12 protein-coding genes and 1 pseudogene are annotated in these 11,897 nt (G+C 43.0%); 8 read left to right on the forward strand and 5 right to left on the reverse strand.

The window, feature by feature from the left end:
- Window positions 1-9: 9 nt before the first annotated feature.
- Window positions 10-828: a cation diffusion facilitator family transporter gene (locus ODU46_RS06270; RefSeq protein WP_105124654.1), complete on the reverse strand. Its 819-nt coding sequence runs from the start codon at window positions 826-828 to the stop codon at window positions 10-12.
- 121 nt (window positions 829-949) lie between these two features.
- Between ODU46_RS06270 and ODU46_RS06275 the strand changes: the two genes are divergently transcribed.
- Window positions 950-1,468, forward strand: coding sequence for a TetR/AcrR family transcriptional regulator (locus ODU46_RS06275; protein ID WP_105242318.1), 519 nt, complete (start codon window positions 950-952; stop codon window positions 1,466-1,468).
- A gap of 9 nt (window positions 1,469-1,477) precedes the next feature.
- Window positions 1,478-2,032, forward strand: coding sequence for a class I SAM-dependent methyltransferase (locus tag ODU46_RS06280; protein ID WP_004194627.1), 555 nt, complete (start codon window positions 1,478-1,480; stop codon window positions 2,030-2,032).
- A 15-nt stretch (window positions 2,033-2,047) separates the two neighbouring features.
- Here the strand turns inward: ODU46_RS06280 and ODU46_RS06285 are convergent, their stop codons facing one another.
- Window positions 2,048-2,827: an ABC transporter ATP-binding protein gene (locus tag ODU46_RS06285; RefSeq protein WP_105119200.1), complete on the reverse strand. Its 780-nt coding sequence runs from the start codon at window positions 2,825-2,827 to the stop codon at window positions 2,048-2,050.
- Between the two features lie 132 nt (window positions 2,828-2,959).
- On the opposite strand from ODU46_RS06285, the gene ODU46_RS06290 reads away from it, so the two are divergent.
- From ODU46_RS06290 to ODU46_RS06300, 3 genes are all read left to right on the forward strand, one after another.
- On the forward strand, window positions 2,960-4,297 hold the full coding sequence (locus ODU46_RS06290; RefSeq protein WP_002942867.1) for a hemolysin family protein: 1,338 nt from the start codon (window positions 2,960-2,962) through the stop codon (window positions 4,295-4,297).
- A gap of 120 nt (window positions 4,298-4,417) precedes the next feature.
- The gene (gene pflA, locus ODU46_RS06295) at window positions 4,418-5,209 is read left to right on the forward strand and encodes a pyruvate formate-lyase-activating protein (protein ID WP_024401711.1); all 792 of its coding nucleotides are present in this window, start codon (window positions 4,418-4,420) and stop codon (window positions 5,207-5,209) included.
- Between the two features lie 21 nt (window positions 5,210-5,230).
- The gene (locus tag ODU46_RS06300; RefSeq protein ID WP_398579391.1) at window positions 5,231-6,373 is read left to right on the forward strand and encodes a glycoside hydrolase family 3 protein; all 1,143 of its coding nucleotides are present in this window, start codon (window positions 5,231-5,233) and stop codon (window positions 6,371-6,373) included.
- A gap of 38 nt (window positions 6,374-6,411) precedes the next feature.
- On the opposite strand, the gene ODU46_RS06305 is transcribed toward ODU46_RS06300, so the two are convergent.
- Window positions 6,412-7,254 (reverse strand): VOC family protein, encoded by an 843-nt coding sequence (locus tag ODU46_RS06305; RefSeq protein WP_398579392.1) that lies wholly within the window; start codon window positions 7,252-7,254, stop codon window positions 6,412-6,414.
- Between the two features lie 5 nt (window positions 7,255-7,259).
- Window positions 7,260-7,799: an NADPH-dependent FMN reductase gene (locus ODU46_RS06310; protein ID WP_024406679.1), complete on the reverse strand. Its 540-nt coding sequence runs from the start codon at window positions 7,797-7,799 to the stop codon at window positions 7,260-7,262.
- Window positions 7,800-7,892: 93 nt separating this feature from the next.
- On the opposite strand from ODU46_RS06310, the gene ODU46_RS06315 reads away from it, so the two are divergent.
- Window positions 7,893-8,240: a helix-turn-helix domain-containing protein gene (locus tag ODU46_RS06315; RefSeq protein ID WP_029171501.1), complete on the forward strand. Its 348-nt coding sequence runs from the start codon at window positions 7,893-7,895 to the stop codon at window positions 8,238-8,240.
- 24 nt (window positions 8,241-8,264) lie between these two features.
- On the opposite strand, the gene ODU46_RS06320 is transcribed toward ODU46_RS06315, so the two are convergent.
- Window positions 8,265-9,962: a M3 family oligoendopeptidase gene (locus tag ODU46_RS06320; RefSeq protein WP_395325936.1), complete on the reverse strand. Its 1,698-nt coding sequence runs from the start codon at window positions 9,960-9,962 to the stop codon at window positions 8,265-8,267.
- Between the two features lie 137 nt (window positions 9,963-10,099).
- Between ODU46_RS06320 and ODU46_RS06325 the strand changes: the two genes are divergently transcribed.
- Complete coding sequence (locus tag ODU46_RS06325) at window positions 10,100-11,035, forward strand: manganese-dependent inorganic pyrophosphatase (protein ID WP_398579393.1); 936 nt, start codon at window positions 10,100-10,102, stop codon at window positions 11,033-11,035.
- A gap of 191 nt (window positions 11,036-11,226) precedes the next feature.
- Window positions 11,227-11,716 (forward strand): annotated as a pseudogene (locus ODU46_RS06330) (phage tail protein).
- Window positions 11,717-11,897 lie beyond the last annotated feature (181 nt).

Here is an 11,897-nt window from a genome sequence, read left to right on the forward strand (position 1 = left end):
TATTTTTTTTTACAAAATTTCGATGGTACTCTGGACAATACCAAAGGTGATAAGAGAATTTCGTATTTTTGCTTTGGTCTTGTCTGCTACAGCAGGATTTGTTAGTGTCACCGTCACCGTCGCGCAATGTTCATATCCATCCATGGTCCAGACATTTAGCTGAGTGATTTCGTGAACATTTTCAAGAGTCAGGAGGACTCCTTTCACTTCTTCAAGATTTACTCCTTGCGGACTGGTTTCAAGTAGAATCTTGACATTGTTCCAGGCTTTTGGCAGGGCTTTGGCGAGGATGAAGATAGCAATACCCAGTGAGAGTAATGGGTCTAGAAAGTACCAATCAGTGAATTGAAGAATGATGGAAACAAGGATGACCGCCAGCCATCCCAAAATATCCTCTAAAAAGTGCAAACTGAGAATGGATTCATTATGGCTATGGCCATTTTTTACAATACGGGAAGCAAAGAAATTGATGATGATAGCGATAATGCCGAGGACCAACATCCCATCTTGATTGACAGGGTTGGGATGGAAAAGATTGGGAATGTTTTCTACAAGGATCAAGCTGGAGCCGATAATCAGAATACTAGAAGTCAATAGAGCGGCCAAAATATTCCATCTCTTGTAGCCAAAAGGATAGTTCTTGTCAGCAGGTTTATTGGCATAGGTTTGCATGATGGCAGAGCTTCCGATGGCGAGGGCGTCACCCAAATCATGAACAGCATCTGCTAAGATAGCGCTGGAACCAAAGAGCCAGCCAAAGATAAACTCGATGATAGAAAAGCTGAGATTGAGGAGAAAAGCGATAAATGTATTTTTAGAAGATGACATGAGATTCCCTTTCTGTGTTATACTGTTTATAGGTTTATTATATACTGTAATGGGCCGAAAAACTAGAAACAAGAGAAACGGTTTGTCTTTTTCTGAACAAATTGTTTGAAATGTACGAAAAATGGATAGACGAATTGCAAAAACAAAAAGAGCTATTTTTCAGGCTTTTTTGACCTTATTAAATGATAAAGGTTATGATGACATGCGCGTGCAGGATGTTATTGACCTGGCAGATGTGGGGCGTTCCACTTTCTATGCCCACTATGCCAGTAAAGAGGCTCTTTTGGAAGAACTTTGTCATGACCTCTTTCACCACTTATTTACAGGTCGTGAAGATGCGGATGTGAAGACTTTGTTGGCTCATATTTTCAAACACTTTCGGACCAATCAAGATCGTGTTGCCAGCCTTTTGTTGTCCCGCAATGCCTATTTTCTAAGAGAACTGGAAGCGGAGTTGAAACACGACATTTTTCCAAAAGTGGCTGAAGATTACATGCAGGATAAGAGAAATCTTCCAGAGGATTTGCTGGTGCATTTTGTCGTGACGACTTTTGTGGAGACGGTCAGCTGGTGGTTGCAGCAACGTAAAAAGGTGGACGAAGCCACCTTGACCGATTATTATATAAGATTATTAGCATAAGGAGAGAAAATGCTTAGACCTTTACACATGGCTCATGCCTTTTTAGATGAGATATTAACAGATCAGGACCTAGCGGTCGATGCGACTATGGGAAATGGCCATGACACGCTATTTTTAGCCCAGAGAGCAGGAAAAGTTGTGGCCTTTGATATTCAGGAACAAGCCCTGACCACAACGGCTGAAAAACTAGAAAAAGCTGGCTTGACCAATGCCCAATTGGTTTTGACAGGACACGAAAACCTAGACCAGTATGTGGATGAATGCAAGGCAGCGATTTTCAATCTGGGTTATCTACCTTCGGCGGACAAGTCAGTCATTACCCTGCCTGCAACCACCCTTCAAGCCATTGAGAAAGTCCTGAATAGATTGGTGGTTGGAGGTCGCTTGGCTATCATGATTTACTATGGTCACGAGGGTGGAGCTCTTGAGAAGGATGCAGTTTTAGACTTTATCAGCCAGCTAGACCAAACCGTCTTTACAGCCATGCTTTACAAACCGCTCAACCAAGTCAATACCCCACCGTTTTTGGTGATGGTGGAACGATTAAAATCCAGCTCAAACTAGGGCTGGATTTGTTTTTTATAATATCGGCTTAATGAACAATCTTCCCTCACCCAAGTCAATCAATTCTACCTGATTACCATAAAAATCGCTGAGGAGCTCAGGTGTCAGGATGTCTTCTTTGGGTCCCTGTGCCAATACCATGCCATCTTTGAGCAGGAGGACATGGGTGAAATTATCAGTGATTTCCTCGGCATGATGGGTGACGTAGATAATGGCAGGAGCCGTTGGGAGTTGGCAGATATGGTCGATGTGGTGGAGCAGGCGTTCGCGAGCCAAAAGGTCTAAGCCCACAGTAGCCTCGTCCAAAATCAAAATAGCCGGCTCTTCCATCAAACTTCGGGCGATGAGCAGGAGTTGGCGTTCACCTTGTGACAAACTAGCATAGGCTCGACCAATCAAGTGCTCAGCCTTAATGGTTTTGAGCATGTCTATGGCTTCATCCAATTCAGCTTGACCGTATTCACGGTAGAGGATGGAGGATTTGTACTTTCCAGTCAGAACAATCTGCTCAGCTGTCAAATCAATAGGAAAGCGTTCTGCAAGGAAAGAACCAACGACCCCAATCTTAGTGCGAAGGCTAGGAATATCTCCCTTGCCAAACTCCACTCCAAGAACCGTCAAGTCACCAGAGGTCTTCCAAAACTCAGCCATTAGAATACGAAGGAGGGTTGACTTTCCAGCCCCATTTAGCCCTAAAATAGCCCAACGCTCGCCTTTTCTAAATTCCCAGTTGATGTCTTCTAAAATAGTTTTACCTTGTCGTTTATAGTGGACATTCTTCATCGAAATAATCATAGTTGTTCTCCTATTCCTTTTGATTATTGTAACATAAACAGACATGAGGGACTATTTATAACAAGAAATATGTTAATTTTTAGAATTTGTGGTATAATGGAAATGTTATAAATTTTATTATAGGAGAACATCATGGAAGACCCTGGTAGTCAGACCATCTATTTACAACTGTTAATTTTATTCTTATTGACCCTGTTCAATGCCTTCTTTTCAGCCTCTGAAATGGCGCTTGTTTCTCTAAATCGTTCAAGAGTAGAACAAAAGGCCGCAGACGGTGAGAAGAAATATATTCGCTTGCTTCAAGTTTTAGAGAATCCTAACAATTTTCTATCAACCATTCAGGTCGGTATTACCTTCATCTCTATCCTTTCAGGTGCCAGCTTGGCTAATGATTTGGGAGCTGTATTTGCCAAATGGATGGGGAATTCAACAACAGCGCAAACCGCAGGATACTGGCTTGCACTGGCTATGTTGACTTTCGTTTCAATCGTTCTTGGTGAATTGTACCCTAAGCGGATTGCCATGAATATGAAGGAAAATCTGGCAGTAGTCACTGCACCTGTGATTATTTTCCTTGGAAAAATTGTGAGTCCGTTCGTGTGGTTATTATCAGCTGCAACGAATCTTATCAGCCGTATTACTCCTATGAATTTTGATGATGCGGATGAGCAGATGACACGGGATGAAATTGAATATATTTTGACAAAGAGTGAGAAAACCTTAGATGCCGAAGAAATTGAAATGCTTCAAGGTGTGTTCTCTTTAGATGAGCTGATGGCACGTGAAGTAATGGTTCCCCGTACGGATGCTTTCATGGTGGATATTGAGGATGATACAGCAACCATCATGGCAGCCATCCTCAAGCAGAATTTTTCACGTATCCCTGTTTATGATGGCGATAAGGACAATATCATTGGTTTGATTCATACCAAGAAAATCTTGTCAGAAGCTTTCAGTAATGGCTTTGACAATCTCAACATCCGCCGCATTATGCAGGAGCCTCTCTTCGTTCCAGAAACGATTTTCGTGGATGATTTGTTGACATCATTGAGAAATACCCAAAATCAAATGGCCATCTTGTTAGATGAGTATGGTGGAGTTGCGGGTCTCGTTACCTTGGAAGATTTGCTGGAAGAAATTGTCGGGGAAATCGATGATGAGACCGATAAGACAGAAATTTTTGTCCGAGAAATTGCTGACAACACCTATATCGTCCAAGGAAATATGACCTTAAATGACTTCAATGAGCATTTTGAGATGGAGTTGGAAAGTGATAACGTTGATACGATTGCTGGTTATTATCTGACAGGGGTCGGTACCATTCCGAGTCAAGACGAGAAGGTTTCCTTTGAAGTAGATAGTAAAGATCACCATCTAGTTCTTATTAACGATAAGGTAAAAAATGGTCGTGTAACAAAATTAAAACTCTTGATTACACCACTGGAGAAAGAAGAAACCGATAAGGACTAGGGCAACCTAGTCTTTTAGCTTTCTTCTTAAGGAAGGTGATAGTTATGAAAGAAAGAAAGTAAATGATAGAAGCGTTTTCATTTTTGTGATATACTAGTCTTATAAAATGATGAGGATGAGATGATGACAGAAATTGATTATCGTAAAGTGACAGGTTTGGTTCATTCAACAGAGAGTTTTGGTTCGGTTGATGGTCCAGGGGTACGTTTTGTAGTCTTTATGCAGGGCTGTCACATGCGTTGCCAGTATTGCCATAACCCAGATACTTGGGATCTGGTCAATCCAGCAGCGACTGAGAGAACGGCAGAAGATGTCTTGAATGAAGCCCTGCGTTTTCGTATGTTTTGGGGAAAAGAAGGGGGGATTACAGTTTCAGGTGGTGAAGCAACCATCCAGATTGATTTTTTAATTGCTCTGTTTACCCTTGCAAAAGAAAAAGGGATTCACACTACTTTGGATACCTGTGCGTTGACTTTCCGTAAGACAGAGCGCTACTTGGAAAAATATAGTCAGCTTATGGAAGTAACAGACTTGGTGCTCCTTGATATTAAGGAAATGAATCCTGAGCAACATCGCATTGTGACAGGTCATAGTAACAAGACTATTTTAGAATGTGCTCAATATCTATCAGACATTGGTAAGCCTGTTTGGATCCGTCATGTCCTGGTACCAAATTTGACTGACCGAGATGAGGATTTGATTGAACTTGGTAAGTTTGTTAAAACATTAAAAAATGTCGAACGTTTTGAGGTGTTACCTTATCACAATCTTGGTGAATTTAAGTGGCGTGAGTTGGGCAGACCCTATCCACTAGAGGGGACTAAGCCCCCAACGAAGGCTCGAGTGGAAAATGCAAAGGCATTGATGGAGACAGAAACCTATCAGGAGTACTTGAATAGAATTAAGGGATAAGAGTGAAGAGGTCGGAGATTGATGCGGAAAAGATTTAATGTGTTAGGGACAAGTATCACTTGTCTCTTGTTTATTGGGCTTATGTTAGGTTTGTTCTTTTTGGGAAATCGAACACAAAAGGAGCAAACCAAAATTGCAACGACATCATCTAGCCAAGAAATATCTGCTAGGGACAAAGTGATTGCAAATTATCTAGATCAGATGACCTTAGAAGAAAAGGTCGGACAGATGATTTTTGCTCGGATGCCATCTGCAGGACAAACTGAGGCATTGGAAACCTATCATTTTGGAGGCTATATCTTATTTGCAAGTGATTTTGAAGGTAAGACACTGGAGCAGGTTAAAGAAGAGATTGCTTCTTATCAATCACTTTCAAAAGTACCGCTATTAATGGCTTCAGATGAGGAAGGTGGGATGGTAACGCGGATTAGTCAACTTCTGGAAACACCTTTTCCATCACCTTTGGCATTGTACCAAGCTGGCGGCATTGAGGCGATTTTGTCGGATGCCAAGCAGAAGACCAGTCTTTTAAAGGAAGAGGGAATCTATACAGGCTTCTTCCCAGTTGCGGATTTATCCACCGATCCATCATCTTTTATCTATGATAGGACTATTGGACAGGATGCGAAAACCACTGCAGACTATATTGGTCAATTGGTTACATTGTTGAAAGAGGAACAATTTGCTTCGACCCTGAAGCATTTCCCAGGTTATGGGGACAATGCTGATTCGCATACGGATTTGGTCTATGACAACCGAAGTTTAGAAGATTTGCGTGCCAATGATTTTCTCCCCTTTAAAGCTGGGATTGAAGCAGGTGCAGACTCTATCATGGTTAGCCACAATATCGTACCTGCCATTGATAATGTCCCATCATCAATTTCACCTGAAATCAATAAAATCCTTCGGAATGAGCTTGGTTTTGAGGGGGTCATTATGACGGATGATTTTGATATGCAGGGCTTGGTCCAATTTGTAGATCAAGATACAGGTGCCTTGCAGACCATTCAAGCTGGGACAGATATGATTTTGTCTTCAAGTTATGCCAGTCAAATTCCTTATATTATCGAACAAGTAAAGGCTGGAACTATTACAGAGGAGCGAATTGACCAATCCGTCAAACGGATTTTGGGAATGAAATATGATCTTGGCTTAATCAAATAAACAAAGAAAAGGAAGTGCTAGATACTTCCTTTTTCGTATTATTCTAAAACAAGCTTAGTTTTTATGCCATCCACATCAACAAAGGCTGCGCTATTGTCTAGTCTTTGAAGGTTTAGGTTTGCAGCAATGGCACGATTCAAGGTTGCTTCAAATACTTCTGGATTGGAATAGATGACTGTATAGTAGGCAAGACCTGGCATGCCTTCTTGTCTGGTTTTCAGATTTTTTCCTCCCCATTCATTGACAGCTAGGTGGTGATGGTAGTCGCCAGAAGCTAACCAGGATGCAGATGGGACGGAGAATTTATCCTCGATAGCTAGGACCTCTTGGTAAAATCGGCTAGAAGCTGCGCTTTCTCGGACAGATAGATGGATATGGCCCATGCGACTGCCAGCTGGCATCTGATAGGCAGCGTCAGCTTTTTTTCCTAAAGCATAGATAGCCTCTGCATCCATAGGCTCAGTAATGCCGACGATGTGGCCGTCTGGGCGGACATCCCAAGCGTCTTGAGGCAGGTCGCGATAAATCTCGATGCCGTTACCTTCGGTGTCGGCTAGGTAAATGGCTTCGCTGTAACCGTGGTCGCTGGCACCTTGGAGGGGAATCTTATTGTTGATAAAGTGGCGGAAAATGCTACCAAGGTCTTCACGGCTTGGTAGGACAATGGCCAAGTGGTAGAGTCCGTAGCTGTGGCTGACTTCGCCGTTCTGCTCTGTTTGAATCAGGCGGACAAGGGTGGTTTTTCCAACACCAAGGTCAATCTGGTTAGGGTGTTGGGAGAGGACTTGGAGCCCCAAGACTTGTTGGTAAAACAGGCTTTGGAGTTCTAAATCGCGGACGTTGAGGGCAACATGGCCCAGTTCAAATTGGGAATTGTACATAGGCATTAAGCTTCCAACAATGCTTGAGCTTGGGTCTGCAAACCGGCAATGGCTTCCTCTGACAAGACCAATTCTCCAGTTCCCCATGCTTCTGGGTTGACAGTTGTACCTGTAAATTCACCTACGACTTGCATACGAACAAATGGTAATAGAGCTTGGTAGCTAGCAAACATTTGGTCATGACCAGCGTTGGCAACAGATGATACTGTAACGACTTTGTCTTGAAGGGCAGATGGACCACGAGTATCTGACAAGTCAAGGGCACGGCTGAGCCAGTCAATCAAGTTTTTCACAGTACCTGGGATAGCAAAGTTGTAAACGGGTGAGAAAATCCAGATGGCATCTGCTGCCATAATGGCATCGCGTGCAGCTTGGACTGTTGGCAAGACAGGTGTCTCAAGGTCTTGGTTCATCAATGGGACATCTTTGTAATCAAGGTAGCTTACAGTAGCTTGACCTTCTAAAATGCTTTCTGCTTGTTTAGCCATTTGGTGGTTAAATGAACCTTCACGCAATGAACCGACGATAAATAAGATGTTCTTCATTTGTTTTTCTTCCTTCTTTGTAAAGATTTTTTTGAATAGTCACTATCTTTTTCTAAAGTAATGTGGCGATTCAAGGAAAAAAGGAGGAGTTTGATGCCTGATTATCATACAAAAAATGTTTATGCCTGTCCTTACTTGGCAACGCAGACAGTCTTGTCAGGGAAATGGAATATTTTGCTATTGCATCATATTGAGGACGGACCGATTCGATTTAATGAATTGCATCGGCGGTTAGAAGGGATTTCCCAAGCAACCTTGACTAAGCAGTTGCGTCAATTAGAAGAAGACGGCTTGATTATGCGTAAGGTTTACGCCCAAGTTCCACCAAAAGTGGAGTATGAATTAAGCGAGATTGGTCAAGAATTTAAATTGGTTCTGGAGCAAATCGAAACCTTTGGGGAAAAATACATCAACTTTGTCAAATCAAAAAAATCTGAATGAGTTGTTCATTCAGATTTTTGTGTTTTATAGTTCGTCATCCTTAACTGCATTTAACCATTCGGCCGCAGCTTTGGCGGTGCTTTCGAGGGCACCTTCTTTGAACGGTGATTGGAGGTTTGCGGCTTCAACCACTTGCAAGAAGGACTTGGTACCACCCAAATCACAGATGCGGATGTAGTCTTCCCAAGCCTTTTCATCGTGATCTACCTGCGTACGTTTCCAGAATTGAAGGGCACAAACTTGGGCCAAGGTGTAGTCAATGTAGTAGAATGGGCTAGCAAAGATATGACCTTGACGGTACCAGAAGATACCGCGGTTGAGGGCTTCTGACTCGGAATAGTCACGGTCTGGCAAGTAGAGATCTTGGAGTTTTTTCCAAGTTGCCTTGCGTTCTGCTGGTGTCATTTCTGGATGTTCATAGACTTCGTGCTGGAAGTGGTCCACCAAGACACCGTAAGGCAAGAAGAGTAGGGCGCTTGCCAAGTGGGTGAATTTATACTTATCTACTTGTTCCTTGAAGAAACGGTCCATCCACGGCCAAGTCATAAATTCCATAGACATGGAGTGGATTTCACAGGTTTCATAGGTTGGCCAGACAACTTCCGGACTTTGAATCCAACGGGAACGATAGACTTGGAAGGCGTGACCTGCTTCGTGGGTCAAAACATCAATATCACCGCTGGTTCCGTTGAAGTTAGAGAAGATAAATGGGCTCTTGAAGTCAGGGATATAGGTACAGTAGCCACCGCTGTTTTTTCCTGGTTTTGCGACCAAATCCAAGAGTTCATGCTCAATCATGAAATCAAAGAACTCGCCCGTTTCAGCGGATAATTCGCGGTACATGTCTTGGGCTTGGCTGACGATAAAGTCAGGGTCACCTTGAGGAATAGCATTTCCATCCAAGTACTCAAGGTTGAGGTCGTAGTGCTTGAGGCTTGGAACTTGCAAGCGTTTGGCTTGGCGTTGACGCAAATCTTGCACAATCGGTACGATGTGCTTGAGGATTTCTTCACGGTAGACCTTGACCATGTCACGATTGTAGTCGAAACGGTTCATCTTGAGGTAGCCGTATTCCACATAGTCCTTGAAGCCAAGTTTGTGGGCGATTTCTGTGCGGACTTTTACTAATTCATCATAAACACGGTCAAAATCAGCTTCCTTGCTTTCAAAGAAGGCAGTTGTGGCAGCAGATGCAGCCTTGCGGACCTCGCGGTCAGTTGATTGACCGAATGGCCCCATTTGTGCCAGGTTGTAAGTCTGACCTTGGAAATCAATCTCTGCACCAGCAATCAGTTTACTGTACTCATCGGTCAATTCATTTTCCTTTTGGAACAAGGGAATCACATCAGATGAGAAGGTCTTGAGCTTGTTTTCTGCCTGCATGAAGAAGGTTTGAGGCAAGATGTCTGACAGTTCTTCCTTGTACGGCGTCTGGACAATGACACGGTAGTAGTTGGTGGTCAATTCTTCAAAAAGTGGCGAGTATTCATTCCAAAACTTGGTTTCTTCATTGTAGAACTCATCGTTCATGTCGATAGTATGACGGATCATCCAGAGGTTGTACTGGGTATCGACCAGGTTGAGTAATTTGGTAACGGCTGCCACAAGTGTACGAGTTGTTTCCAAGTCACTTGCCTGAGCCAACTGGTCTGTCAGGTCAGAAAATTGAGCCTTGATAGCTTCATAATCTGGACGAACATAGGTATAGTCTGAAAATTTCATATGTTTCTCCTTTTGTATTGCTACCTTCTATCTTACTCTTTTTGAAAACGTTTGGCAAATCCCGACCCGTCCATGTTCACAAGTCTTTCTATTTATGGTAAAATGTAGGAGATTATTAGAAAAATGAGGTTGTAGACATGTCTAAATTTTTAGTTTTTGGTCACCAAAATCCTGATACAGATGCCATTGCATCATCATACGGTTGGGCTCACTTGGAGCGTGAAGTGTTTGGTCGTGATGCGGAAGCAGTTGCACTTGGAACACCAAATGAAGAAACAGCTTTTGCGCTTGACTATTTTGGTGTTACTGCACCGCGCGTGGTTGAGTCTGCTAAGGCAGAAGGCGTTAGCCAAGTCATCTTGACAGACCACAATGAATTCCAACAATCGATCGCAGACATCAAGGATGTAGAAGTGGCAGCTGTTATTGACCACCACCGTGTCGCAAACTTTGAAACTGCAAATCCATTATACATGCGTTTGGAGCCAGTAGGTTCAGCATCTTCAATCGTTTATCGTGCCTTCAAAGAAAATGGAGTAACACCTCCAAAAGAAGTGGCTGGTCTCCTCTTGTCTGGTTTGATTTCAGATACACTCTTACTCAAATCGCCAACTACTCATGCAACAGATCCACAAGTAGCAGCTGAATTGGTTGAAATTGCTGGTGTGAACTTGGAAGAATACGGCTTGGCACTCTTGAAAGCAGGAACCAACCTTGCCAGCAAGTCAGCAGAAGAATTGATTGACATCGATGCAAAAACCTTTGGTTTGAATGGAAATGACGTGCGTGTAGCCCAAGTCAACACTGTGGATATTGCAGAGGTCTTGGAACGCCAAGCAGAAATCGAAGCAGCTATGACAGCAGCATCAGCAGCAAATGGCTACTCTGACTTTGTCCTCATGATTACAGACATCGTTAACTCAAACTCTGAAATCCTTGCGCTCGGTAGCAACATGGACAAGGTAGAAGCAGCCTTCAACTTCAAGTTGGAAAACAACCACGCTTTCCTTGCAGGTGCCGTTTCACGTAAGAAACAAGTGGTGCCACAATTGACTGACGCTTTCAACGCCTAATGAATTTTTCTACCTACTCCAACGTGAAGTCGGTAGGGAGGCATTACCTAGCACCTTCGGGTGCTTTTTTTCATTATCGTCATTTAGTTTATCTTTTATTACGTCGTTAACTCACCTTGCCTAACTCCAGTTATGCCTGCGGTTCGTTGCCTAGTACTAAAAGCAAACTAAAAGACTATAAAAGGAAAATCATGTCTTATACAGTAAATTTCAAAGAAGTCGAAACGACAGGCTTGGAAACTAGTCCAGTCGCAGAAGTCTTGGCCGGTCTGCGTGCTAATGAAGCCCGCTATTTCTGGAACAAATACAAGCAGGAGTTTGTGGTCTATACCCCAGAGGAGAAGCCTGAAATCCTACCCTTCATCGAGAAGGTCTTGGCAGACTCCTTTTGCTTTGATAGTCACTCCCCTGACTATCAAACTCCCCTACACTCCGCTCAATGTCGCTCAGCTTGAGGTAGATGGCATTCTCTGGTCTTTTGTTTTTTATGACAATGGCCTGGCTGTCAATGTCCTCTATACGCTAGAAGAAGGAGGAAAACGAGCGGTCGGTTTCAAATTATCAGACGGCATTGAGATTCCCAAAGAATTTGAAGGTAAATTCAAGTTTGCCCGCCAACGCTCCAAACTAGCAGGGGAAATTCGTGGCACCTTCTTCGTTGTCAAGGGAGAATATTTGTAAGCAAGAATCTGGGATTTCCCAGATTTTTTAAAAATAGCTTGACTTGGAGTGGACTTCAAGGTGTATAATAAGCGAAATATCGTCATTTAGTTTATCTTTTATTACGTCGTTAACTCACCTTGCCTAACTCCAGTTATGCCTGTGGCTCGTTGCCTAGTACTAAAAGTAAACTAAAAGACTA

The organism is Streptococcus sp. 2020WUSS089 (assembly GCF_044427405.1).
Lineage (GTDB): Bacteria > Bacillota > Bacilli > Lactobacillales > Streptococcaceae > Streptococcus > Streptococcus hashimotonensis.